A 23,152-nucleotide genomic window follows, 5' to 3' on the forward strand; every position below is an offset into this window, starting at 1 on the left:
TCACTTTATTGTCATCGGGGCGGGGCAGGGCGAACGCTCTTCCCCGCCCGATTTATATAGCTGAAGGAACTGAAAATGGCCGAGATCACTGCTGCCGCCGTCAAGGAGCTGCGGGAACGCTCCGGCGCGGGCATGATGGACTGCAAGAAGGCGCTGACGGAAAATGGCGGCGATCTGGAAGCTGCCGTCGACTGGCTGCGGACCAAGGGGCTTGCCGCCGCCGCCAAGAAGTCGAGCCGCACCGCTGCCGAAGGTCTGGTCGGCGTTGCCGTTGCCGGCACCAAGGGCGCGGCTGTCGAAGTCAATTCGGAAACCGACTTCGTCGCCAAGAACGACCAGTTCCAGGCGTTCGTCGGGGATGTGACCGAAGTCGCGCTCGAAGCAGGCGATGATGTCGACGCGATCAAGGCTGCCAAGCTGTCGTCGGGCAAAACCGTCGAGGAAGCGCTGACCAACAACATCGCTACGATCGGTGAGAACCAGTCGATCCGTCGTGCCAAGCGCCTGCAGGTGTCGCAGGGCGCGGTCATCCCCTATGTCCATAACGCGGTTTCGCCGGGTCTGGGCAAGATCGGCGTTCTTGTGGCGCTCGAGTCGGATGCGGGCGTCGACGTGCTCGAACCGCTCGGCAAGCAGTTGGCGATGCACATCGCGGCGGCCTTCCCGCTGGCGCTCAATGCCGATGACCTCGATCAGGACGTGATCGAGCGTGAACGCCAGGTGGCGCACGAAAAGGCAGCCGAAAGCGGCAAGCCGGCGGAAATCGTCGAAAAGATGGTCGACGGCGCCGTCAAGAAGTTCGCCAAGGAAAACGCGCTGCTCAGCCAGCTCTTCGTGATGGACAACAAGACGCCGGTCGCCGACGTCGTTGCCAAGGCGGGCAAGGACGCCGGCACGACGATCGTGCTCAAGGACTATGTCCGCTTCCAGCTCGGCGAAGGCATCGAGAAGGAAGAAAGCGATTTCGCTGCCGAAGTCGCTGCGACCGCGGGCATCAAGAAGTAAGCCTTTTCGGCTTGGAAACAGGGAAGCGCGGTCGCCGTCCGGCGGCTGCGCTTTTCTTTTTGGTCCGAAGCGCGCCGCTCAGTCGCGGCTGCCGGTGCGCGCGGCGATCACGTCGTCCCGCAGCAGCGCCGCGCGGGTTTCCAGTTCAGCGCGTTCGGAGGCTGTGAGCCCTGCGTGGCGAAGCCGGCCCTCCAGCCGGGCGATGCCATATCCCTGGCGCCTGAGCGCGCGTGCCTCGCGCCGAGTCAATTGCCCGGCCGCGCGCCCATCGCGGATGTCGTTCTCGATCTCGACAAGGTCACGGCCGACTCCGGGTTGATAGGCAGGCGGTGGCATCTCTGCGGCCGGTTTGCTCCAGATGGGATTGCTCCGAGCGCTCGGTGCCGTGCCGCCGCCGTAATATTGCGCGGCGGCGGGAGTAGCGGAAATTCCGGCGATGAGCAGGGCAACGGCAATCACACGCATATGCGGTCCTTTCTGTCTGCGCTGCCCCTCGGCACCGATGCTACCGGATGCGCAGATGCGATGGCAATCATAACTTGTTCCGGTGCAACCGGGTTTCTGCGCTTGGCATCGCAATGCCGCCCCTCTAAGGTCCCGGCCGCTCACCCGGCTCAATCCAACCAGCGCAACGGCACCCCATGACTCTTTCCCGCATGAAACGCATCCTGCTCAAATTGTCGGGCGAAGTCCTGATGGGCCCGGGGCAATATGGCATCGATCCCGAAACATGCGATCGCGTCGCGCAGGAAGTGAAGCAGGCGAAGGACAGCGGCCTTGAAATCTGCATGGTCGTGGGCGGCGGCAATATCTTTCGCGGGCTTGCCGGCGCAGCGCAGGGTTTCGACCGGGCCTCGGCCGATTATATGGGCATGCTGGCGACGGTGATGAACGCACTTGCGATGCAGAACGCCCTCGAAAAGATCGGGGTGCAGACGCGGGTTCAGTCGGCGATCCCGATGGCCAGCGTATGCGAGCCCTATATCCGCCGCCGCGCCGAGCGCCACATGGAAAAGGGGCGGGTGGTCCTGTTCGCCGCGGGCACCGGGCTTCCCTTCTTCACGACCGACACGACCGCAGCGCTGCGCGCCGCCGAGATGAACTGCGACGCGTTGTTCAAGGGAACGAGCGTCGATGGTGTCTATGACGCCGATCCCAAGAAGGTGCCGACCGCAGAACGCTATGAAACGCTCAGCTTCGATCGCGTGCTGGCGGACAATCTGCGGGTGATGGACGCCAGCGCGGTGGCATTGTGCCGCGACAACAATATTCCGATCGTGGTTTTCAATATTCGCGAAGTCGGCAATCTGGTGGCGGTGCTCAACGGGGAAGGGGTTTCCACCATTGTTCAAAACCAGGCCGAACTGACGAACGCATAGGACAAGAGGAACTGAAAATGGCCGCTTACGACAAGGCCGATCTCGAGCGTCGCATGAACGGGGCGGTCGAGGCGCTGAAACATGATCTCGCCGGCCTGCGCACAGGGCGTGCGACGGTTACGCTGCTCGACCCGGTCACGGTCGAAGTCTATGGCGCGCAGATGCCGCTCAATCAGGTCGCCACGGTATCCGCACCGGAACCGCGCCTGCTTTCGGTCCAGGTGTGGGACAAGTCGAATGTCGGGCCGGTGGACAAGGCGATCCGGTCGGCCGGGCTCGGCCTCAACCCCGTCGTCGACGGCACCACCCTGCGCCTGCCGATCCCGGACCTCACGGAGGAGCGCCGCAAGGAACTGGCGAAGCTTGCCGGTCAATATGCCGAAAAGGCACGGATCGCCGTGCGTAACGTGCGTCGGGACGGCAATGACAGTCTCAAGACCGATGAGAAGAAGGGCGAGCTCAGCGAGGACGAGCGCAAGCGCCTCGAAGGCGAAGTTCAGAAGCTGACGGACAGCACGATCGGTGAGATCGATTCGGTCACGGCTGCCAAGGAGAAGGAAATTCTGGGCAAGTGATGTTGGCGAGCATCGCGAACTTCCCGATTGCGCAGCCTCCGGCTTGTGGTTCTATTGTCGCACGCTCTTCGAAAGATATTGCCGTGCACGCAGCAATCCCGCAGAAACGGACGGACGGATGAACGTGGCAGCACGGCCAGCGCCTCCGTCCGGCTTCACCAATCTGCCCCGGCATGTCGCCATCATCATGGACGGCAATGGACGCTGGGCGAAGGCGCGTCGGCTGCCGCGCATCGCCGGACACAAACAGGGTGTCGAGGCGGTGCGGCGCGTCACGCGCGCCGCACGCGAATTCGGGATCGAGGCACTGACGCTCTACGCCTTTTCCTCGGAAAACTGGCGCCGCCCCGAGTCCGAGGTCCGCGACCTGATGGGCCTGCTCCGGCACTTTCTGGCGAGCGAGCTGGATGAACTGATTTCCGAAGGGGTGCGGCTGCGCGTCATCGGCGACTATCGCAAGATGGCGCCCGATCTGGTGCGGATGATCGACGACGCCGTTGCGCGGACCGCGGGGCACACCGGGCCGGCGTTGGTGATCGCACTGAACTATGGCGCACAGGCGGAAATCGTTGCGGCGGCGCAGGCGCTGGCGAGCGATGTCGCGGCCGGCAAGCTGACCGTCGATGCGATTGACGAAGCCCGGTTCGCCGATGCGCTTTCGACTCGCGACCTTCCACCGCTCGATCTGATGATCCGCACTTCGGGCGAGCAGCGGCTTTCCAATTTTCTGCTGTGGCAGGCCGCTTATGCGGAGCTGCTGTTCGTCGACACGCTTTGGCCGGATTTCGATGCAGGAACGCTGGCGGCGGCACTGGAGCAATATGGCATGCGCGAACGTCGCTTCGGGGGCCTGTGAGCTGGAGTCCGAAGGAACTGGCGACTCGCGCCGCGGTCGGCGGCATTCTGATCGCGCTTGCCGCCACGATCCTGTGGCTTGGCGGACTAGCCTTCTGGCTGGTCACGGTTGTTGTCGGCGTGCTGATGATCGGCGAATGGGCAGTGTTGTCGGGCGAGCGGCTGCCAGGCAAGCGGCTCGCGCAATATGCGCTTTCCATCCCGCTGGCGATCCTGTGCCCCTGGGCCGCGGGGCCCGGCTTCTTCGCACTCGGCCTGATCGTCGCCGCGGCCTTCTTTCTGGTGATCGTCAAACGGAACCCGCAACTGGGCGGCGGCGCGCTTTATGTGGGGCTGCCGGTGCTCGCGCTGCTCGCGCTGCGCGAGCAGGAGAACGGGCTGGTTCTTGCGGTCTGGACGATGGCGCTGGTCTGGGCCTGTGACATCGGGGCTTATTTCGCAGGGCGCACGTTCGGCGGACCGCTGCTCGCGCCGAAGGTCAGTCCGGCAAAGACCTGGTCGGGACTTGCGGGTGGGGTGTTGCTGGCCGGTCTGTTCGGTGTGTTGATGACCTATTTCGGGCTGCCGTCGTACCTGGCGGCCGCAACTCCGTTTCTGGCGGTGGTGGCGCAGCTCGGCGACTTGTTCGAAAGCCATATCAAGCGCGTCGCGGGCGTGAAGGATTCGGACAACATCCTTCCCGGGCATGGCGGCATGATGGACCGGCTCGACGGGCTGGTCCCGGTGGCTCCCACCGCCGCGTTGCTGGTAATGGTGCCGCAATGGCTGACGTGATGCGAATATCCATCCTGGGCGCGACCGGATCGATCGGCAGTTCGACGCTCGATCTCGTCGAACGCGACCCCGACCGATTCGAAGTGATCGCGCTCACCGCAGGCAGCGACGCGGCCCGGCTGGCCGCCGCCGCGATCCGAACCAACGCCAGGCTTGCGGTCGTCGCGGACGCCCGCAAGCTGCCCGAACTGCGCGATGCGCTTGCGGGTACGGGGATCGCCGTTGCCGGGGGCGACGATGCGGTATGCGATGCCGCGCGGCTCGATTGTGACTGGACGATGGCTGCCATCGTCGGCTGCGCCGGGCTGAAGCCGGCGATGGCGGCGCTGGAACAGGGACGCACCGTGGCGCTGGCGAACAAGGAATCGCTGGTTTCGTCCGGCACGATCATGATGGCTGCGGCGCAGCGCTACGGCGCGACGCTGCTGCCCGTCGATTCCGAGCACAACGCCGTTTTCCAGTGTCTCGACCGCACCGCGCCGCGCAGTGTCAGCCGCATTATCCTGACTGCGAGCGGAGGGCCGTTTCGCACGACGCCGATCGAGGCGATGCGCGCGATCACGCCAGAACAGGCGGTGGCGCACCCTAACTGGTCGATGGGCGCCAAGATTTCCGTCGATTCGGCGACGATGATGAACAAGGGGCTCGAACTGATCGAGGCGCGCCACCTGTTCCCCGTAGCGCCTGAACAACTCGACGTGATCGTGCATCGCCAGTCCGTGGTGCATTCGATGGTCGAATATGTCGACGGATCGGTCCTCGCCCAGCTGGGGACGCCTGACATGCGGACGCCAATCGCATATGCGCTCGCCTGGCCCGACAGGATGAACACGCCCTGCGAACGACTCGATCTGGCGACGATCGGCTCGCTCGATTTCGAGGCGCCGGACCATGATCGCTTTCCTGCGCTACGCCTGGCCAAGGAGGCGCTCGTCGCAGACGGCGCACGGCCCGCCATCCTCAACGCAGCAAATGAAGTCGCAGTGGCGGCTTTCCTTGCGCGACGCGTCGGCTTTCTTGAAATTGCCGCAATCGTTGCCGATACGCTGGATCGCTATGACCCGGCCGCCCCGGAAACGCTCGATGCCGTGCTGGCAATTGACGCCGAAGCCCGTCGCATCGCGGGCGAGCGTGTGAAGGACTGCGTCGCGTGACAGAAATTCCTGCAATCTTGCTGGCCCTCCTTGCCTTTGTCCTGGTGATCGGACCGCTCGTGTTCCTGCACGAAGGCGGCCACTATCTCGCCGGGCGGCTGTTCGGCGTGAAGGCGGAGGAATTCTCGATCGGCTTCGGTCGCGAAGTCGCCGGCTTTACCGACAAGCGCGGGACGCGCTGGCGCTTTTCCTGGATCCCGCTGGGCGGTTTCGTGCGCTTCGCCGGGGACATGAACCCGGCGAGCGAGCCGACCGCCGAATGGCTGCAACTGCCCGCCGCCGAGCGCGAAAAAACGTTCCAGGCCAAGAAGCTGTGGCAGCGCGCGATCATCGTTGCCGCCGGGCCGGTCACCAATTTCATTATTGCGATCCTGATCCTGGGCGCCTTTGCCCTGATCTACGGCCAGAACCGGACCCCTACCGTGGCGGGAACAGTCGTGGAGGGAAGCCCCGCGGCGACAGCGGGCCTGCAGGCAGGCGACCGGATCACCGCGCTCGGCGGCCGCTCGGTCGATACCTTTGGCGATATGGCGCGATATACGCAGCTTCGCCCGGGCGAACGGGTGACGGTGGCGTTTGAACGCGACGGCGAGGCGCGCAAGGTGGACGCGGTGATCGGCACGCTGGTCGAGCGGGATCGTTTCGGCAACGAATATCGTATCGGCCAGCTCGGCATCGGCCCGGGCGAGCCGGTTCTCGAAAAGGTCGGGGTGCTCGAAGCGCCCTGGGTGGGAATCACGACGACGGCGAGCATCATGCAGTCGATGGTCGATGGACTGGGCCAGATCATCACCGGGCGCCGCCCCGTTTCCGAAATGGCGGGGCCGATCCGCATGGCCGGCATTTCGGGCCAGCGGCTGATGATGGGGCCGACAGAATTTGTCTTTCTCATCGCGTTGATCTCCATCAATCTGGGGTTCATCAACCTGTTGCCAATTCCAGTGCTCGATGGGGGCCATCTGTTGCTTTATGCGGTCGAGGCCGTGCGCCGTAAGCCGGTGGAGCCGCAGGTGGTCGAATGGGCGTTCCGCGGCGGGCTGGCTGCGATTCTGGCGTTGATGCTGATGGTTACGGTGAATGATCTCGGATCATATGGCGTATGGAAGAATTTGGCCGGGTTGATTGGCTGAGGGGGTTAGTGCAGGGCGCGCAGGGGCGCATGACCTGCCGAACAGACAAGGATTTCCGACTTGAGTGGGACGGTGACAGCAATCACGGCTAAGAATTTCGGCGCGCGCGCGACCGCGGCGCTCCTGACCGGCACGATGCTTTCGGGCATCGTCTGCGGCACTGCCCAGGCGCAGGAGGTCACCCCTCCCGCGACGGAAGCGCAGCAGACCGCGCCGGCGCAGCAGCAGACACAGCAGCCGGTGATCAAGTCGCTTACGATCGAAGGCACCCAGCGCCTGGAGGCAGCGACGGTCCTGTCCTACACGCGGCTGCGCGTCGGACAGCCCTATGACAATGCGTCGCTCGACCAGGCGATCAAGGATCTCCACGCCAGCGACCTGATGACGGTCGAATCGATTTCGGGTGCGGAATCGGGGCATATCGTCATTCACATTCGTGAAAATCCGATCATCAACCGCGTCTTGCTCGAGGGCAACAAACACCTCAAGGAAGACAAGATCACGCCGGAAATCCATCTGGCGCCGCGACAGATCTTCACGCGCGCCGCGGTGCGCGCCGATGTCGCCCGCATCGTCGAGCTCTATCGCCGCCAGGGCCGGTTCGCGGCGGTGGTCGAACCGCAGATGGTTCAGCTCGACCAGAACCGCGTCGATGTCGTCTTCGAAATCACCGAAGGCCCGAAATCGAAGGTTCGCCAGATCAACATCATCGGCAACGAAGAGTTTTCCGATGGCGAACTGCGCGGGGAAATGGCCACCAAGCAGGCGCGTTTCTGGACGATCCTGAGCTCAAATACGAGCTATGACCAGGATCGCCTCGCCTATGACCAGCAGAAGCTGCGCCAATTCTACCTGACGGAAGGCTATGCCGATTTCCGCGTCGTGTCAGCGATCGCCGAACTGACGCCGGACAAGCGCGACTTCATCATCACCTATGTCGTGGAAGAGGGCGAGCGCTACAAGTTCGGTCCGGTCACGGTGGACAGCGCGGTCCGCGATTTCGACGAAGATCGCGTCGCGGCGTCGCTGCCGTTCGGCGAAGGCGACTGGTACAATGCCCAGCAGGTCGAGGACGCCGTCGAGCAGTTGAGCGAACTGGCCGGCGCTTATGGCTATGCCTTCGCCGACGTGCAGCCGGAGTTCAGCCGGGACGCCGAAACGCGCACTATGTCGTTGAATTTCCATATTGCCGAAGCCAATCGCACCTATATCGAGCGGATCGAGATCACCGGCAACACGCAGACCCGCGATGAAGTGATCCGGCGCGAATTCCGCGTGGCGGAAGGGGACGCGTTCAACAGCTTCATGGTGCGACGCTCGCAGGACCGCATCAATTCGCTGGGATATTTCCAGGAAGGCTTCGAGATCGAGCAGAAGCCGGGCTCCTCGCCCGATCGCATCGTGCTGGGCGCGAATGTCGAGGAGCGGCCTACCGGCGAGCTGACCCTTTCCGCGGGCTTTTCGAGCCTTGAGCGTTTCCTCGTCTCCGCATCGATCCGCCAGCGTAATTTCCGCGGCATGGGGCAGACGCTGTCTGCCTCGGTCGATTATTCCAGCTATTCCAAATCGGTCGAGCTCGGCTTTACCGAACCCTATCTGTTCGATCACAATATCGCGCTGGGCGGCACGCTGTATCGGCGCGACCTCAATGCGTTCAACTATATCGGATCGGACCGTAACACGACCTACAGCCAGGTCTCGACCGGCTTTCAGATCGTATCGGGTATTCCGCTCACCGAATATTGGACGCTCTCGGGCCGCTACAACTTCCAGCTCGACGACGTCACGCTCGACGAGGCGACATTCTACACGGACGGCGAGTGCGACCCGCTCAAGGCCGGCCGCTATTATTGCGATGCGATCGGCGAACGTATCACGTCGCTGATCGGCCTGTCGCTGATCTTCGACAGCCTCAACAGCCGTATCCGGCCGTCGGCGGGCCATCGGCTCGTGCTCGGGCTCGATTTCGCCGGCCTGGGCGGCGATGTCCGTTATGTGCGCGGCAAGGTCGATTTCGACAAATACTGGTCGCTGGGCAGCGGCTTCATCTTCTCGACCAGCGCCGAAGGCGGCTATATCCATTCGCTGGAAGACAGCCGGGGTGAAGGCATCGATCCGGTCCGCATTACCGACCGCTTCTGGCTCGGCGAGCCGCAGTTCCGCGGTTTCGACATCCGCGGCGTCGGCCCGCGCGTCCAGCGCCTCTATTACAGCGGCGACCCGAGCGACGGTTCGCAGGCCCTGATCACCGATCAGGACCGGATCGTCGACGACGCGCTGGGCGGCAAGGCCTATTATCTAACCAAGGCGGAACTCGAGATCCCGCTCGGCGCCGGTGCCCGCGAGATGGGGCTGCGCCCGTCGATCTTCGTTCAGGCGGGTGCGCTGTTCAACATGACGCGGCCGCGGCCGACCTTCACCTTTGAACAGGCGACCGGGCCGGGCGGCGAACTGCTGTACAATGACGACGGCTCGCCCACCTTGCTGCCCTATTCGACACCGGTTACCGACGCCAACGGCAATGAGCTTTACTACAATACCTATACCAACAGCGAGGGCGCCGAAGCGGTTCGGCTGACCACCTGCTCGGTCGGCTATGCGGCGGATCCCGGCGACCCCTGTGTCGGTTCTGCCAGCAACACCGCCTATCTCAATACGACGCAGCCCTTCTTCGAACGGTACGTCGGCGATACGGCGCGGCCACGCATCACGGTCGGCATCGGCGTAAACTGGAATTCGCCCTTTGGCCCGCTGCGGCTCGACATCGCAAAGGCCATTCTGACTCAGCCGGGGGATGACCCCAAGCTGGTTACATTCAACGTAGGGACTCAGTTCTAATGAAAACGATTTTTTCGGCAGCGGCTTCCGCCCTGTTGGTAACGGCCGCCTCGGCCGCGATCGCTCCTGCGGCTTATGCGCAGGCGGCACCCGGCATCGGTGTGCTCGACCCGGAGGGGGCGGTGCAGAATTCGCAGGCCTATCAGACCGCGATTCAGCAGATCCAGACCGCCCATGCCGCTGTGATCCAGCAGGCGAATGACCGCAGCACCGCGTTCCAGCAGGAAATGGCGCCGCAGGTTCAGGCGTTTCAGCAGGCGCGCCAGGATCCCAATGCGGACCGCAACGCCCTGGCGACGCAGTATCAGCAGATCGAAACCCGCCGCCAGCAGGCCGAACAGGAACTCCAGCAGCTGATGATGCCGGTCGCGCGTGCCCGGGCTTATGTCGAAGAACAGATCGCTGCGCAGCTGCCGGCGGCGCTTCGCACGGTGATCCAGCAGCGCGGAATTGCAGTGGTGCTGCGTCCCGAGGCGGTGATTCAGGTCGCCCCGTCGGCCAATCTGACCGCCGATGTCACCACGCAGCTCAATACGCTTGTACCGTCGGTGTCGATCACGCCGCCGGCAGACTGGCAGCCCGGTCAGCAAGGTCAGCAGCAGCAGCAGGCCGCGCCGGCGGCGCCCACCGAAGGACGGTGAGCGAGGTCGAACAGGGAGGGGGCACGACCGGCCCCCTCGACATCAGCAAGGTGATGGCGGCGCTTCCGCACCGCTATCCGATGCTGCTCGTCGATCGCGTGGAAGAACTGGTTCCCGATCAGTCGATCGCCGCGATCAAGGCCGTCACGATCAACGAAGGCTTTTTCCAGGGGCATTTCCCCGGACGCCCGATCATGCCCGGCGTGCTGATCGTCGAGGCGCTGGCACAGGCCGCGGGCGTGCTCGCTGTTGAATCGCTCGGCCTTTCCGGCTCGGGCAAGCTCGTCTATTTCATGGCGATCGACGACGCCAAGTTCCGCAAGCCTGTGGAACCGGGCGTGCTGCTTCGGCTCGAAGTCGAATTCGTCCAGAAGCGCGCGAGCGTATGCAAATTCGCCGGCAAGGCGCTGATCGACGGTCAGGTCGCCGCGCAGGCGAATTTCACTGCGATGATCGCCGATCCGCCCAAGGCCTGAGCCGCCTTTTCCGCGACTTGCATCCGGCGCCGTGCCCGTGTACGGCGCCGCCTTCGCTGCCGGTCGGAAACCGGCGGTTTCCTGAAGGATCTGGACTCATGAAGAACGACACGCACCCCGACTATCACATGATCAAGGTGCAGATGACCGACGGCACCGTGTTCGAAACGCGCTCCACCTGGGGCAGCGAAGGCGACACGCTGCAGCTCGACATCGACCCGACTTCGCACCCGGCATGGACCGGCGGCAACCAGCGCCTGCTCGATCAGGGCGGCCAGGTCGCGCGCTTCAACAAGCGTTTCGGCGGAATTTCGCTCGGCAAGAAGTAAGGATTCGCGGGCGGCAACGGCGTTAACGCGCCATTAGCCGTCGCGGCCCTAGCATCTCCCTGTGATGGAACAGGGAAAATCAGTCATGTTCGCAGCCGAAGTCGAGCCTGCTATCGGGCTCGGCCGTCGGCGCAGCGCGCGCAAGCCCGTGTCGCTCGATGCCAAGCTCGGCAGGGGCGGGCTTGAACGCGCGCTTTGTCGCGTCGTCGATCTGTCGCGACACGGGGCCCGGCTGCAGACCTATTCGTCGCTGCGGCCGAGCACCACGGTATGGCTGACGCTGCCGTTGATCGGACATTTCGGTGCGAAGGTGGTCTGGGCCGACGATTTCGAAGCGGGGCTGGAGTTTCTCAATCCGCTGAGCGACGACCAGTTCGAATCCATCGTTCCCGATTGAACGGGGCCGGGGGCGCCACTCCGGCGCATGCCTTCGCGCGTCGCCGGAATTCGCGACATAGTTCGAATTCAAAGCCAACGGCCTCAAACAGCGAAGCGGTAGGCCATCATAAATGGCGGAGAGGGTGGGATTCGAACCCACGGTGAGCGTGAACCCACGGCGGTTTTCAAGACCGCTGCCTTAAACCACTCGGCCACCTCTCCGCGATCTTTCCCCGCTATCGCGTGCGATATTGTTTGCGCAAGCATTGCTTTGGGGGTTCAGCCCGAAGGGCGGCTGTGGCAAGGTTCGCACCATGCAAAGAATTCGGCTTGCGCTGCGTCCCATCTCCTGTGCCGCAACGGCTATCGGATTGATGTTTTCACTCTCCTCCGGCGCACATGCGCAGGATGCGGCGGGCTTTCAGCGCTATCTTCCTGAACTGGCCGCCCAGGCTCGTGCCGAAGGCGTAAGCCGCCAAACGGTCGAGTCGGTGATGCCGACGCTCGAATTCAAGGAACGCTCGATCGAACTCGATCGCGATCAGCCTGGCGGCGGCGGCAATCCCAATGCGCCGATCCCCGATTTCGAGCCGTATCGCGTGCGTCACGTCAATCCCGTCCGCATCCGCCGCGGCCGTGAGGCGTGGCAGCGCATGCGCAGCAAGCTCGCGGGAATCGAAGCGGAAACGGGCGTGCCCGAATCGATCATGGTCGCGATCTGGGGGCATGAAACCAATTACGGGGCGATTACCGGCGGTTTCGATGCGCCGAGCGCGCTGGCGACGCTTGCCTATGAGGGACGTCGCCGCGAACTCTTCTCCTCCGAATTCATCGCCACGCTCAAGATGATCGACATGGGTGTGCCACGCGACAAGCTCATCGGAAGCTGGGCAGGTGCGCTGGGCGGGCCGCAATTCCTCCCCTCGGTCTATCTGCGTCTCGCACGCGATGGCGACGGCGACGGCCTCGCCGATATCTGGGGGTCGGATGCCGATACGCTGGCTTCGATCGCCAATTATTTCGTCAATGCCGGCTGGCGCCCGGGCCAGCCCTGGGGCATCGCCGTGTCGGTTCCGGCGAGCCTGAACCGCGATGCCATCGCCAATCACACCACCTCGCCGCGCTGCCCGCGGGTGCATGAACGGCACAGCGAATGGAAGACGATGGCCGAGTGGCGTTCGCTCGGGCTCGTGCCGCTCGAAAAGCCGTGGCCGGGCGACAATGTGCTCGCGACGCTGCTGGAACCGGACGGGCAGGGGAAGACCGCTTACCTCCTGACCGGAAATTATCGCGTCATCCTCGATTATAATTGCTCAAATTTTTACGCTTTGTCGGTAGGCCTGCTTGCCGATGAAGTGGAACGCTAGCCTTGCGGCGCTGAGCGCACTCCTGCTCGCCGGCTGTGGGACCTCCCGTGGCGGCGAAAGCTGGGCCTATACGCCCGGCCAATATCCGGCGAATCGCTATTCGCAGGATCAGGTGCCCCAGCAGCCCTATTCGCAGCCCGGCTCGGATACTGCCCAGCCGGACCGATATTCACAGCCTTACGGCGCACGACCGCAATCGAGCGGAGTCGATGCCGATATCCAGCCGCGCTATCCGGCGGCGGGGCAGGGCGCCGGTGCCAGCTATGCGCCACCCGGAGCGAGTGGCCAGCCCTATGCCCGGCAGCAATATCCGACGCAGCAGGATTATGGTCAGGGCGGACCGCCGCCTTCGGCGGGGCCACAGGGAAGCTCGCGGCCGCAGGCCGACGAGGTCCGTTACGATGAAGTCGGCTATGCCGAACTGCGCGGCGTCGCCAGCGGCGATCCGAGCGCCGCGCGACAGGTGGTCGCAGTGCATCCCAGGCTGGCGCCGGGGTCCTTCGTGGAGGTTACCGCGCTCGACAGCGGTCGCACGATTCTGGTGATGATCACCGGCCGAATGCAGGGCGGGCGCAGCATAATCGCACTGTCGCCCGGCGCGGCGCAGCAGCTCGGGATTTCCAGCGTAGCGGGTGTCCGGGTGCGCAGCGTCACGCCGCCGGCCCAGGACGAAGCTGCACTGCGTGCGGGTGGCGCCGCGCCGGCGCGAATCGACGCGCCCGAATCGCTGCTGGTTCCGCTGCGCAAGCAGCTCGGCGCGGCGCCCCCAGCCACGGTCGCCGGCCCGTCGCCCTACGCACAGCAGCCCCCGGCGTCTGAATCCAGCCAGCCGGGAGCGGCCTACCAGCCTCCGTATCGCCCGACGCCGAGCGCCTCGCCGCCATCGGGTGGAGGATTCTTCGTTCAGGTCGCCGCGCTTTCCAATGCCGCGCGGGCGCAGGAGCTCGCGCAAAGCCTGGGCGGGTTTGTCGAACCGACACGCGGGCTTTACCGCGTGCGCATGGGGCCTTATCCAAGCCGTACCGCCGCCGAGGGCGGGCGGGCCATCGCGGTCCGTCGTGGCTTTGGCGATGCGAGGATCGTAACTCCGTAACCTCTAGCCACTCGGATATGGCCACATGAAAAAGCTGATCGCCGCCGCGCTCGCGCTGTTGCTCGTCGCACCCGCAACCGCACAAACGCCGACTTTCGACACTCCGGCGCCGATCGCGTTCATGAAGGACCTGTCCTCGGGCGCGGTGCTGTTCGCACGCGATCCCGATCGGCGCATCCCGCCTGCGTCGATGGCGAAGATGATGACGGTGTATGTTGCGTTCGACCTGATCAAGCGCGGCGAGCTTTCGCTCGACACCGAATTTCAGGTTCGCCCGGAAACGTGGCGCCGGTGGCACGGCCCGCAGGCCGGCTCGACCATGTTCCTCGAGACTGGCGAGCGGGTTTCGGTGCGGGAGCTGCTCTACGGCATCGTGACGCTGTCGGGGAACGATGCGTGCGTGGTCCTGGCCGAAGGGATTGCGGGAACCGAGGAGTCCTTCACCAACCTGATGAACCAGCAGGCGCAGAAACTGAATCTGGCCAACAGCCATTTCGGCAATTCGAATGGCTGGCCCGATGAAGGCCGTACCTATGTTTCGGCGCGCGATCTGGCGACGCTCGCCGCCGCGACGATCCAGAACTACCCGGATCTCTACAACACCTTCTACAGCCGGCACGATTATACCCGTACGCTTAGCAACGGGCAGGAAATCACGCAGCAGAACCGCGATCCGCTGCTGGGCCGCGTAGAAGGCGCCGACGGGCTGAAGACGGGCCATACCGAAGAAGCGGGATATGGCTTCACCGGTTCGGCCGAACAGAATGGACGCCGGCTGGTGATGGTGCTTGCCGGGCTCGACAGCTATCGCGGCCGCGCCGAGGAGTCGGTGCGCTTCATGGACTGGGGCTTTCGTGCCTGGAACGCGAAGAAGATCGTGGCCAAGGGGCGCCATGTGTCCGAAGCCGAAGTGCAGGGCGGTTCGGCCGGGAGTGTCGGGCTGGTCGCGCCCCGCGATCTGTCAGTCACGATTCCCGCCGGCACCGGCGCCGATATCCAGGCTCGCGTCGTTTATCAGGGGCCGGTCAAGGCACCTTTCGCGGCCGGCGATCACATCGCCGATCTCGTCATCACGACGCCCGGTATGGAGCCGCAGACCTTGCCGCTGGTCGCCGAAAGCGATGTCGGAGAAGCTGGTTTCTTCCGGCGCGCATGGCTGGGGCTGCTGTCGCTGGTCGGCATGGCGTGATGGTTTCGGCGAGCGAGGCCCTATGCCTCGCCGCCGCAATGGCTAAGCTGGCTCCATGATTCCGCTGATCGGAAACGAATCCGCGCGCGACACGCTGGCACGGGCCATCGGTTCGCGCGCACTGCATCACGCCTGGCTGCTGACCGGCCCCGAAGGGGTGGGGAAGGGGCGGTTCGCGCGTGACGCCGCGCTGCGGATGCTTGCGGTCGCGGCGGACGGCGCCGAAGGGCTGCCGCCGGGTATCGACGTGCCGGAAGAAAATCGCATCGCCAGATTGTTCGCCGCCCGTTCGCATCCCGATTACCGCGAACTCGTGCGGCTGCCCAAGGACGCGGACAAGCCCGGCGAGAATATCGCACGCAGCATCAAGATCGATCAGGTGCGCCAGCTGATCGCCAGTTTCAGCACCAAGCCCTCGCTCTCGCAGCGCCGCGTGGTGGTGATCGACAGTATCGACGATGTCGAACGTCCGGGCGCCGCAAATGCGCTGCTCAAGGTGCTGGAAGAACCGCCCGAAGGTACGGTCTTCCTGCTCGTCAGCCATGCCCCGGGGCGACTGCTGCCTACCATCCGTTCGCGCTGCCGCACACTGCGCTTCGAGCCGCTTGAGGATGCGCAGGTGCAATCGGCGCTACGGCCCGCGCTTCCCGACGCGTCCGACGACGAACTGGCTGCGCTGGTCCGGGCCGGAGACGGGTCGCCGGGCCGGGCGCTGGGCTTTGCCGGACTGGATATGGCGGCTCTCGAAAGAGAGCTGGAAACGCTGGCAATGCAAGGGGACCCGACCAACGCGGTGCGCTCGCGGCTCGCCAGGATGCTCGGCACCAAGGCCGCACAGGCGCGCTACGAAGCGTTTCTAGAGCGCACACCAAGCTTCATCGCCGAACATGCGAAATCGCGCAACGGCGCGGCGCTGCGTCGGGCACTCGACAGCTATGCCGCCGCGCGGGACCTGGGCGGGATGGCAGTCGGCCTGTCGCTTGATGCCTCCGCCACCGTTTTCGAGATGGCGGGCATGGTTGCCAGACTGGCGCAGGAACGCCACGACTAGCGGCAAGGCGCATCGCGCTCTTCCCGATGCCGGGAAATGCCACTAAGTCGCGGGCCATGCCCAAGCCCTACTACATCACCACCGCGATTCACTATCCCAATGGCCGGCCGCACATCGGCCACGCCTATGAGATGATCGCCGCCGACACGATCGCGCGGTTCCAGCGACAGGCCGGGCGCGACGTGCGCTTTCAGACCGGCACCGACGAGCACGGCCTGAAAATGGTCCAGACCGCGCGCGGCCGTGACATGGAAGTGCGCGCGCTCGCTGACGAAATGTCGGGATATTTCCGCGATATGGCGGAGAAACTGGATATTTCGTGCGATCGCTTCATCCGCACGGTCGAATCCGATCATTATGCCGCCAGCCAGGCAATCTGGCAGGCGATGGCGGACGCAGGCGACCTGTATCTCGACCGCTATGAAGGCTGGTATTCGGTCCGCGACGAAGCCTTTTACGAGGAAAAGGAGCTGACCGAAGGGGAAGGGGGGCAGAAGCTCTCGCCCCAGGGAACGCCGGTGGAATGGACCGCCGAGGAGACCTGGTTCTTCCGCCTTTCGAAATATCAGCAGCCCCTGCTCGATTTCTACGCCGCCAATCCCGACTTCATCCGCCCGGAAAGCCGCCGCAACGAGATTCTGCGCTTCGTCGAGGGCGGGCTCGCCGATCTGTCGGTCAGCCGCACCAGCTTCGACTGGGGTGTGCCGGTGCCGGGTAGTCCCGGTCATGTCATGTATGTCTGGGTCGACGCGCTGACCAATTACATCACCGGCGTCGGCTATCCCGACGACAAGGCGATGTTCGAGAAATTCTGGCCTGCTGATCTGCACCTGATCGGCAAAGACATCGTCCGTTTCCACACCGTCTATTGGCCCGCTTTCCTGATGTCGGCGCAACTGCCGCTGCCCAAACAAGTGTTCGGCCACGGTTTCCTGCTCAACCGCGGGGAGAAGATGTCGAAATCGGTCGGCAATGTCGTCGATCCGATGGCGCTCGCCGAGCTCTATGGCGTCGATACGCTGCGCTATTTCCTGCTGCGCGACGTCAGCTTCGGACAGGACGGGACGTTCAGCGACGAAGCGATCGTGACGCGCGCCAATGCCGATCTTTCCAACAGCTTCGGCAATCTCGCGCAACGCACGCTGGCGTTCATCGCCAAAAATCTGGAAGGCGCCCTGCCCGAAGCAGGGAAGGGCGATCCCGCCGACGCGGAGCTGCTGGCGGCGGTGCGACAGGGCACGGCCGAATTCCGTGCGCAGTTCGAAAAGCTGGCGCTCAGCCAGGCGCTCGAGGCGTGGATGCAGGCAGTGTTCGCGTGCAATGCCTATATCGACACACAGGCGCCCTGGGCGCTGCGCAAGACCGATCCCGAGCGGATGCATGCCGTGCTCGGCACGCTGATCCGCGCGATCCGAGATCTTGCCATCGCGATCCTGCCGGTAGTGCCGGCTTCGGCGAACAAGCTGCTCGATTTCCTCGGCGCCAAGGACCGCGACCATGCCGCGCTTGAAGACAGCGGCTGGTATGAAGCGCTTGCCGCCAAGGGGTTTCGGATCTCGCCCCCCACTCCCATCTTCCCCAGACTGGAACTCAAGACAGCCGAGGGTGAAACGGCATGAAGCTGGCCGACAGCCACTGCCATCTGAACTACAAGGGACTGGTCGAGCATCAGGCGGATGTCCTGAGCCGAGCGCGCGAGCGCGGCGTCGCTGCGATGCTCAACATCTCGACGCGCGAAAGCGAATGGAGTGACGTTATCGCCGTGGCCGAGCGCGAAAACGACGTCTGGGCGACCGTGGGCATTCACCCCCACGAAGCCGACACGCATCCCGATGTCGATACGGTCAAGCTTGTGGAGCGTGCATCGCACCCGCGCGTTGTCGGCATCGGCGAAAGCGGGCTGGATTATTACTACGATCACAGCGACCGCGACCGCCAGCGGGCCAGCTTCCGCGCGCATCTCGCCGCGAGTCGCGAGACGCAGTTGCCGATCGTCGTTCACACCCGCGACGCCGAGGAGGACACCGCCGAAATCCTGCGCGACGAAATGGGGAAGGGGGCATTTCCCGGCGTCATCCACTGTTTCACCGCCAGCGGCGGATTCGCGGATATCGCGCTCAGTCTCGGATTCTATATCTCGATCTCCGGCATCGTGACGTTCAAGAACGCAAAGGCGCTTCAGGAAACCGCCGCGTGGTTGCCGCGCGAACGGCTGCTGGTGGAAACCGATGCTCCGTTTCTTGCGCCCGTCCCGCATCGCGGCAAGACCGGCGAGCCGGCCTTCGTCGCCGATACCTGTCGCTTCCTGGCGGAGTTGCGCGGCGAGGATGCCGACGAACTGGCGGACGTAACGCGCGAGAATTTCCACCGGCTGTTCGCCAAGACGCGCGCGTGAAGATCCGCATCCTCGGCTCGGGAACGTCCTCGGGCGTGCCGCGGATCGGGAACGACTGGGGCGCGTGCGATCCCAACGAGCCGCGTAACCGTCGCACCCGCGCCTCGGTTCTGGTTTCGACCGACACGACGCGCATTTTGGTCGATACCAGCCCCGACATGCGCGCCCAGTTGCTCGCCGCCGAGGTGGACGATGTCGATGCGGTGATCTGGACACATGACCATGCCGATCATTGCCACGGCATCGATGACTTGCGGCAGGTGATGCACGCACGAAACGGCAGGCCCGTTCGCGGCCTGGCGCGTCCGCAGACGCTCGAACGGCTGCAACGGCGCTTCGGCTATGTCTTTCACGGCCGCGGCGGCTATCCTCCAGTAGTGGCAGGGGAAGAACTGCCCGATGCGATACGGATCGGCGACATCGAGGTGCGCGTGGTCGATCAGCCGCATGGCGGCATCACGTCGGCCGGCATGCGCTTTGATTCGGCTGCGAAGTCCATTGGATATTCAACTGATTTCAATGAGTTGACAGATGATATGAAGAGTCTGTATGAAAATATGGACTGGTGGGTCGTCGATGCGCTGCGCAGGCGGCCGCACCCCACACATCCACATCTCGATGCGACGCTCGGCTGGATCGCGCAATGCCGTGTTCCGCGGGCGACGCTGATCCACATGGATAACTCGATGGACTATGCTAGCCTCGCCGTCGAACTGCCGGCCGGGGTGGAGCCAGGCTATGACGGCCAGGAGATCGAGGTTTGACCGGGTTACAGCCCAATACCGTGTGGTGGATCGTAGTACTGGTCGCGCTCGCCGCCGGCCTTGTCGCACGCCGTCCCTCGCTCGGTACGATCGTTCGCGGTGTATTCGGTTGGGCCGCAATCGCGTTCGTCATTGTGCTGATCGTCGCGCATCGGCACGAAATCGGCGGGGTCTTCACCAATCTGGCCGGTCAGCTCGGTATTTCCAGCCAGCAGGTATCGGGCGAAACCGTGCGGATCCGCATGTCGCCCGACGGGCATTTCTGGGCGCGCGTATCGCTCAACGGCGTCAGCCGCACCATGCTGGTCGACAGCGGCGCAACAATCACGGCAATTTCGGAGGCGACCGCCACGGCGGCAGGCATTACGACCAACAGCAGTTTTCCCATCATGATCGACACGGCCAACGGCACGGTGATGGCGAGGCGTGGCAAGATCGAAGCACTCGCGCTGGGGCCGTTGCGGACCCGCGATCTTTCAGTCGTCGTGTCGGAGAATTTCGGCGATCTTGACGTATTGGGGATGAATTTCCTGTCGCGGCTGGGCTCCTGGCGTGTGGAAGGGAAGACTCTTATCCTGGAACCGGACAGCACCGTGACCGCCGAGACCAATTTTACATAATGTATATTATCGTTCTTATGGATGGCGCGCGATGAGTGATGGTTCGACGCCCCCTGCCAACGGACGCAGCGATCTGGCGCGGCTCGTGGCGATCATGGCGCGGCTGCGCGATCCCGTGGATGGCTGCGAATGGGATACGGTCCAGACGTTCGACACGATTGCGCCCTATACGATCGAGGAAGCCTATGAAGTCGCCGATGCCATCGCGCGCGCTGACATGGCCGAACTGCGCGACGAGCTTGGCGACCTGCTGCTCCAGGTGATCTTCCATGCGCGCATGGCCGAGGAAGCCGGCGAATTCGCGTTGCCCGACGTCATCGCCGCGATCAGCGACAAGATGGAACGCCGTCATCCGCACATCTTTGGCGACGCCGAAACCGGCGGCCATCACCTGTGGGAAGAAATCAAGGCCGAGGAACGCGGGAAAAAGGGGGACGACAGCGCCCTCGCCGGAGTCGCGCTTTCCCTCCCTGCCTTGTTACGCGCGGAAAAGTTACAGAAACGTGCATCGCGCGTCGGATTTGACTGGCCAGACGCGTGCGGCGCGCGCGCAAAGGTGATCGAGGAGATCGCGGAGGTCGATGCCGCGACCAGTGATTCTGAACGCGAAGAGGAAATCGGTGACCTGTTGTTCGCGGTAGTCAACTGGGCGCGCAAGCACGGGATAGAACCCGAAGCGGCGCTGCGCGCGGCGAATGCCAAGTTCGAGGCTCGGTTTCGTTCGATGGAAAGCAGCGCCGGCGCCGAGTTCGAAGCGCTCGATCTGGAGGGCAAGGAACAGCTGTGGCGCGAAGCCAAGGCCCGCGCGCGGGATTGATCCACCAACTACCGCTCGCGCAGCAAGACATGCTGCCGCAGTGCGATCGCATCGTGGCGGGCATTGTGCGGCACGCGGCTGGCCGCGGCCGAGTTGAACTGAATATCAGTAAGCAATTCAAAGCGTAACGGCGGAGTCTTGAGACGATGCCCCGGGCCGGTAACGGTCAGACACAGCACATGCGCCAGATCCTCGGGCCAATCCGCGACCAACACCGGTTCGGGATCAGTCGCCAGATAGACGCCGAGACGATCGGATATTTCCTCGCGCGATACCGGCTCCTTTTCGAGCACGGGAAGCACATTCTCGCGCACCCAGTCATTCGGGGCGTTGCAGGCAACGGCTTCGTAGAAGATCGGCGCGTCTGGGTCTTCGGGAACCAGCGCGATCGATATCAGATCACCCAGGAAGCCGTTGAACTCGGTATCGAGGAAATAACGCAACGCGAGCCTCCGTCTCAGCGGTCCTGGCGCGCGAGGAACCTGTCATGGTCCTGCGCAGCCATTCGGATCTCGTAAAAGGCCGCGTCGTCCTCGACCCAGTGATCGAGCACTTCGCCATGTTGATGCAGCCATGCGGCGCCGGCGCCGTCACTCGGATCGAGCCGGACCACGAAACGGCGATGCCCGGCGGTCAGCCGCTGCGCCATCATCGTGCGGAGCGCCTCAATGCCCTGCCCCGTCGCTGCCGATACCGCCATCACGCCGTCCCGCTGTGCAGTTTCCGCCGACAGCGCCGCGCGACGCTCCTCGTCGAGCAAGTCTATCTTGTTCCAGGCTTCGATGCGCGGCGTCGTTTCGGCCACGCCGATATCGGCGAGAACCGCCTCGACATCGTCGCGCTGTGCCTCGCTGTCAGGATGCGACACGTCGCGCACGTGGATAAGCAGGTCGGCGGTGATAACTTCCTCGAGCGTCGCCTTGAACGCGGCGACGAGCTGCGTCGGCAGTTCGGACACGAAACCGACCGTGTCGGACAATATGGCCTTGTCGATTCCGGGCAGTGCGATCTGGCGCAAAGTCGGGTCGAGCGTGGCGAAGAGCAGGTTTTCCGCCATGACGTCACTCCCCGTCAGGCGATTGAAAAGCGTCGATTTTCCGGCGTTGGTATAGCCGACCAGGGCAATTACCGGCCAAGGCGCGCGCTGGCGCCGTTCGCGATGGAGCGAGCGCGTGCGGCTGACCTGCTCGAGGTCCTTTCGCAGCCGTGCCATCCGGTCGCGGATAAGCCGGCGGTCAGCCTCGATCTGCGTCTCCCCCGGACCACCCAGAAAACCGAAACCACCCCGCTGCCGCTCGAGATGCGTCCAGCTGCGCACCAACCGGCCCGCCTGATAATCGAGATGCGCGAGTTCGACCTGCAGCCGCCCCTCGGCAGTGCGCGCGCGTTCGCCGAAAATCTCCAGGATCAATCCGGTACGATCGATGACCTTGCAGCCGAGCGCACCTTCCAGGTTGCGCTGCTGGACCGCCGACAGCGAGGCGTCGAACACGACAAGCTGCAGCTCCTGGTCGCGCACTGCCTCGGCGAGCGTTTCGACCTGGCCCGATCCGATCAGCGTACCTGGCTTGGGCTGGCGTAGGCGAAAGGCAAGGCGATCCTCCACCTGTATCCCGATCGCGAGCGCAAGCCCGGCGGTTTCCTCCAGCCGCGCGTCGGCATCGCGACTGGATCCGCCCAGATCGGGATAGACGACAGCAGCTCGCGCACCGCGGGCGAACTCACCCTGTTCGCGGTCGAATCCGGTACTCAATCGTCGTCCGGTGCCGTTTCTTCGGCGAGATTGAGCGGACGGGCCGGCTGAATTGTCGAAACGGCATGCTTGTAGACCAGCTGTGCCATGCCCTCGCGCTGAAGCAGCATGCAGAACAGATCGAAACCGGCAATCTGGCCCTGCAGCATGACGCCGTTGACCAGGAACATGGTGACATTTTCCTCGGCCTTGCGGATCGCGTTGAGAAATATCTCCTGAAGTACCGGATTCTTCGACTGGTGGTCGCCCACCGCCTCAAGCAGCGCGGGCAAATCCATCGGGCCGGAAGGCATGATCGTGGAAATCGCATGTTTATAGATCAGCTGCGACTGCCCGTCGCGGCGCAGCAGGACCGAAAAATTGTCGAACCAGGTGACGATACCCTGCAGCTTGACGCCCTTGACCAGAAACATGGTCACCGGCGTTTTCGATCGGCGCAGAGAGTTGAGAAACAGGTCCTGAAGCGAGGTCTGCTTGTCTGCCATGCCGTTTCCTTCTGTTATTGGCGGGATTTGTCCCGCTGTGCGTCGTTTCCCGACGTCGGATCGCCACGCTGTCCGTGGCGGAAC

The 23,152-nt window shown here is 64.0% G+C and carries 25 protein-coding genes and 1 tRNA gene; 21 read left to right on the forward strand and 5 right to left on the reverse strand.

Annotated features, from left to right (window positions below):
- Window positions 1–75 precede the first annotated feature (75 nt).
- The gene (gene tsf, locus G5C33_RS11180; RefSeq protein WP_165327284.1) at window positions 76–1,005 is read left to right on the forward strand and encodes a translation elongation factor Ts; all 930 of its coding nucleotides are present in this window, start codon (window positions 76–78) and stop codon (window positions 1,003–1,005) included.
- 78 nt (window positions 1,006–1,083) lie between these two features.
- On the opposite strand, the gene G5C33_RS11185 is transcribed toward tsf, so the two are convergent.
- Entirely contained in the window at window positions 1,084–1,470 is a 387-nt protein-coding gene (locus G5C33_RS11185; protein ID WP_165327285.1) for a hypothetical protein, read from the reverse strand.
- Window positions 1,471–1,646: 176 nt separating this feature from the next.
- On the opposite strand from G5C33_RS11185, the gene pyrH reads away from it, so the two are divergent.
- The 11 genes from pyrH (at window position 1,647) to G5C33_RS11240 (ending at window position 11,553) form a co-directional block, all read left to right on the forward strand.
- Window positions 1,647–2,384 carry a UMP kinase gene (gene pyrH, locus G5C33_RS11190; protein ID WP_165327286.1) on the forward strand — a complete coding sequence of 246 codons (738 nt, stop codon included), beginning with the start codon at window positions 1,647–1,649 and terminating at the stop codon, window positions 2,382–2,384.
- Between the two features lie 17 nt (window positions 2,385–2,401).
- The gene (gene frr / locus G5C33_RS11195; protein ID WP_165327287.1) at window positions 2,402–2,959 is read left to right on the forward strand and encodes a ribosome recycling factor; all 558 of its coding nucleotides are present in this window, start codon (window positions 2,402–2,404) and stop codon (window positions 2,957–2,959) included.
- A 118-nt stretch (window positions 2,960–3,077) separates the two neighbouring features.
- Window positions 3,078–3,815 (forward strand): isoprenyl transferase, encoded by a 738-nt coding sequence (locus G5C33_RS11200; protein ID WP_165327288.1) that lies wholly within the window; start codon window positions 3,078–3,080, stop codon window positions 3,813–3,815.
- Window positions 3,812–4,588, forward strand: a complete 777-nt coding sequence (locus G5C33_RS11205; RefSeq protein WP_165327289.1) for a phosphatidate cytidylyltransferase — start codon at window positions 3,812–3,814, stop codon at window positions 4,586–4,588. Before G5C33_RS11200 ends, G5C33_RS11205 begins: the two co-directional genes overlap by 4 nt.
- A complete protein-coding gene (locus G5C33_RS11210; protein WP_407698046.1) occupies window positions 4,588–5,742 on the forward strand; it encodes a 1-deoxy-D-xylulose-5-phosphate reductoisomerase in 1,155 nt (384 codons plus the stop codon). Before G5C33_RS11205 ends, G5C33_RS11210 begins: the two co-directional genes overlap by 1 nt.
- Window positions 5,739–6,872 carry a M50 family metallopeptidase gene (locus G5C33_RS11215; RefSeq protein ID WP_165327290.1) on the forward strand — a complete coding sequence of 378 codons (1,134 nt, stop codon included), beginning with the start codon at window positions 5,739–5,741 and terminating at the stop codon, window positions 6,870–6,872. The genes G5C33_RS11210 and G5C33_RS11215 overlap by 4 nt, the downstream gene beginning before the upstream one ends.
- 72 nt (window positions 6,873–6,944) lie before the next feature.
- Window positions 6,945–9,710: an outer membrane protein assembly factor BamA gene (gene bamA, locus G5C33_RS11220; protein WP_228275040.1), complete on the forward strand. Its 2,766-nt coding sequence runs from the start codon at window positions 6,945–6,947 to the stop codon at window positions 9,708–9,710.
- A complete protein-coding gene (locus G5C33_RS11225; RefSeq protein ID WP_165327291.1) occupies window positions 9,710–10,351 on the forward strand; it encodes an OmpH family outer membrane protein in 642 nt (213 codons plus the stop codon). The genes bamA and G5C33_RS11225 overlap by 1 nt, the downstream gene beginning before the upstream one ends.
- Window positions 10,348–10,827 (forward strand): 3-hydroxyacyl-ACP dehydratase FabZ, encoded by a 480-nt coding sequence (gene fabZ, locus G5C33_RS11230; protein WP_165327292.1) that lies wholly within the window; start codon window positions 10,348–10,350, stop codon window positions 10,825–10,827. Before G5C33_RS11225 ends, fabZ begins: the two co-directional genes overlap by 4 nt.
- Before the next feature lie 98 nt (window positions 10,828–10,925).
- The gene (rpmE, locus tag G5C33_RS11235; RefSeq protein ID WP_165327293.1) at window positions 10,926–11,156 is read left to right on the forward strand and encodes a 50S ribosomal protein L31; all 231 of its coding nucleotides are present in this window, start codon (window positions 10,926–10,928) and stop codon (window positions 11,154–11,156) included.
- An 85-nt stretch (window positions 11,157–11,241) separates the two neighbouring features.
- Window positions 11,242–11,553 carry a PilZ domain-containing protein gene (locus G5C33_RS11240; RefSeq protein ID WP_165327294.1) on the forward strand — a complete coding sequence of 104 codons (312 nt, stop codon included), beginning with the start codon at window positions 11,242–11,244 and terminating at the stop codon, window positions 11,551–11,553.
- A 113-nt stretch (window positions 11,554–11,666) separates the two neighbouring features.
- Here G5C33_RS11240 and G5C33_RS11245 read toward each other — a convergent pair.
- Window positions 11,667–11,756, reverse strand: a tRNA-Ser gene (locus G5C33_RS11245).
- Window positions 11,757–11,908: 152 nt separating this feature from the next.
- Here G5C33_RS11245 and G5C33_RS11250 point away from each other — a divergent pair.
- From G5C33_RS11250 to mazG, 9 genes are read left to right on the forward strand one after another with little or no spacing between them, the layout of a single operon-like run.
- The gene (locus tag G5C33_RS11250; RefSeq protein ID WP_228275041.1) at window positions 11,909–12,901 is read left to right on the forward strand and encodes a lytic murein transglycosylase; all 993 of its coding nucleotides are present in this window, start codon (window positions 11,909–11,911) and stop codon (window positions 12,899–12,901) included.
- Window positions 12,885–13,994, forward strand: a complete 1,110-nt coding sequence (locus tag G5C33_RS11255) for an SPOR domain-containing protein (protein ID WP_165327296.1) — start codon at window positions 12,885–12,887, stop codon at window positions 13,992–13,994. Before G5C33_RS11250 ends, G5C33_RS11255 begins: the two co-directional genes overlap by 17 nt.
- A 25-nt stretch (window positions 13,995–14,019) precedes the next feature.
- On the forward strand, window positions 14,020–15,183 hold the full coding sequence (locus G5C33_RS11260) for a D-alanyl-D-alanine carboxypeptidase family protein (RefSeq protein ID WP_165327297.1): 1,164 nt from the start codon (window positions 14,020–14,022) through the stop codon (window positions 15,181–15,183).
- A gap of 55 nt (window positions 15,184–15,238) precedes the next feature.
- Window positions 15,239–16,234, forward strand: a complete 996-nt coding sequence (locus G5C33_RS11265) for a DNA polymerase III subunit delta' (protein ID WP_165327298.1) — start codon at window positions 15,239–15,241, stop codon at window positions 16,232–16,234.
- 56 nt (window positions 16,235–16,290) lie between these two features.
- Window positions 16,291–17,853, forward strand: coding sequence for a methionine--tRNA ligase (gene metG, locus G5C33_RS11270; protein WP_165327299.1), 1,563 nt, complete (start codon window positions 16,291–16,293; stop codon window positions 17,851–17,853).
- Window positions 17,850–18,629: a TatD family hydrolase gene (locus G5C33_RS11275; protein ID WP_165327300.1), complete on the forward strand. Its 780-nt coding sequence runs from the start codon at window positions 17,850–17,852 to the stop codon at window positions 18,627–18,629. The genes metG and G5C33_RS11275 overlap by 4 nt, the downstream gene beginning before the upstream one ends.
- Entirely contained in the window at window positions 18,626–19,393 is a 768-nt protein-coding gene (locus G5C33_RS11280; protein ID WP_165327301.1) for an MBL fold metallo-hydrolase, read from the forward strand. Before G5C33_RS11275 ends, G5C33_RS11280 begins: the two co-directional genes overlap by 4 nt.
- Window positions 19,390–20,013, forward strand: a complete 624-nt coding sequence (locus G5C33_RS11285) for a retropepsin-like aspartic protease family protein (protein ID WP_165327302.1) — start codon at window positions 19,390–19,392, stop codon at window positions 20,011–20,013. Before G5C33_RS11280 ends, G5C33_RS11285 begins: the two co-directional genes overlap by 4 nt.
- A gap of 31 nt (window positions 20,014–20,044) precedes the next feature.
- Complete coding sequence (mazG, locus tag G5C33_RS11290; protein ID WP_165327303.1) at window positions 20,045–20,830, forward strand: nucleoside triphosphate pyrophosphohydrolase; 786 nt, start codon at window positions 20,045–20,047, stop codon at window positions 20,828–20,830.
- Between the two features lie 8 nt (window positions 20,831–20,838).
- On the opposite strand, the gene G5C33_RS11295 is transcribed toward mazG, so the two are convergent.
- Genes G5C33_RS11295 through hfq form a run of 3 tightly spaced genes read right to left on the reverse strand, consistent with a single transcriptional unit; the run spans window position 20,839 to window position 23,068 of the window.
- A complete protein-coding gene (locus G5C33_RS11295) occupies window positions 20,839–21,273 on the reverse strand; it encodes a hypothetical protein (RefSeq protein ID WP_165327304.1) in 435 nt (144 codons plus the stop codon).
- 14 nt (window positions 21,274–21,287) lie between these two features.
- Entirely contained in the window at window positions 21,288–22,583 is a 1,296-nt protein-coding gene (gene hflX / locus G5C33_RS11300; RefSeq protein ID WP_165327305.1) for a GTPase HflX, read from the reverse strand.
- A complete protein-coding gene (hfq, locus tag G5C33_RS11305; protein WP_165327306.1) occupies window positions 22,580–23,068 on the reverse strand; it encodes an RNA chaperone Hfq in 489 nt (162 codons plus the stop codon). Before hfq ends, hflX begins: the two co-directional genes overlap by 4 nt.
- Window positions 23,069–23,152 lie beyond the last annotated feature (84 nt).

This window comes from Sphingosinithalassobacter tenebrarum, from assembly GCF_011057975.1.
Taxonomy (GTDB): Bacteria; Pseudomonadota; Alphaproteobacteria; order Sphingomonadales; family Sphingomonadaceae; genus Sphingomonas; species Sphingomonas tenebrarum.

Bases quoted from the DNA above. Each gene is read 5' to 3' on its own strand.
- tsf (WP_165327284.1), top strand. From the start codon at position 76: ATGGCCGAGATCACTGCTGCCGCCGTCAAGGAGCTGCGGGAACGCTCC.
- pyrH (WP_165327286.1), top strand. From the start codon at position 1,647: ATGACTCTTTCCCGCATGAAACGCATCCTGCTCAAATTGTCGGGCGAA.
- G5C33_RS11255 (WP_165327296.1), top strand. From the start codon at position 12,885: ATGAAGTGGAACGCTAGCCTTGCGGCGCTGAGCGCACTCCTGCTCGCC.
- hfq (WP_165327306.1), bottom strand. From the start codon at position 23,068: ATGGCAGACAAGCAGACCTCGCTTCAGGACCTGTTTCTCAACTCTCTG.
- mazG (WP_165327303.1), top strand. From the start codon at position 20,045: ATGAGTGATGGTTCGACGCCCCCTGCCAACGGACGCAGCGATCTGGCG.
- G5C33_RS11200 (WP_165327288.1), top strand. From the start codon at position 3,078: ATGAACGTGGCAGCACGGCCAGCGCCTCCGTCCGGCTTCACCAATCTG.
- G5C33_RS11265 (WP_165327298.1), top strand. From the start codon at position 15,239: ATGATTCCGCTGATCGGAAACGAATCCGCGCGCGACACGCTGGCACGG.
- frr (WP_165327287.1), top strand. From the start codon at position 2,402: ATGGCCGCTTACGACAAGGCCGATCTCGAGCGTCGCATGAACGGGGCG.
- G5C33_RS11250 (WP_228275041.1), top strand. From the start codon at position 11,909: ATGTTTTCACTCTCCTCCGGCGCACATGCGCAGGATGCGGCGGGCTTT.
- G5C33_RS11260 (WP_165327297.1), top strand. From the start codon at position 14,020: ATGAAAAAGCTGATCGCCGCCGCGCTCGCGCTGTTGCTCGTCGCACCC.
- G5C33_RS11225 (WP_165327291.1), top strand. From the start codon at position 9,710: ATGAAAACGATTTTTTCGGCAGCGGCTTCCGCCCTGTTGGTAACGGCC.
- G5C33_RS11275 (WP_165327300.1), top strand. From the start codon at position 17,850: ATGAAGCTGGCCGACAGCCACTGCCATCTGAACTACAAGGGACTGGTC.
- G5C33_RS11210 (WP_407698046.1), top strand. From the start codon at position 4,588: ATGCGAATATCCATCCTGGGCGCGACCGGATCGATCGGCAGTTCGACG.
- metG (WP_165327299.1), top strand. From the start codon at position 16,291: ATGCCCAAGCCCTACTACATCACCACCGCGATTCACTATCCCAATGGC.
- rpmE (WP_165327293.1), top strand. From the start codon at position 10,926: ATGAAGAACGACACGCACCCCGACTATCACATGATCAAGGTGCAGATG.
- G5C33_RS11240 (WP_165327294.1), top strand. From the start codon at position 11,242: ATGTTCGCAGCCGAAGTCGAGCCTGCTATCGGGCTCGGCCGTCGGCGC.
- G5C33_RS11185 (WP_165327285.1), bottom strand. From the start codon at position 1,470: ATGCGTGTGATTGCCGTTGCCCTGCTCATCGCCGGAATTTCCGCTACT.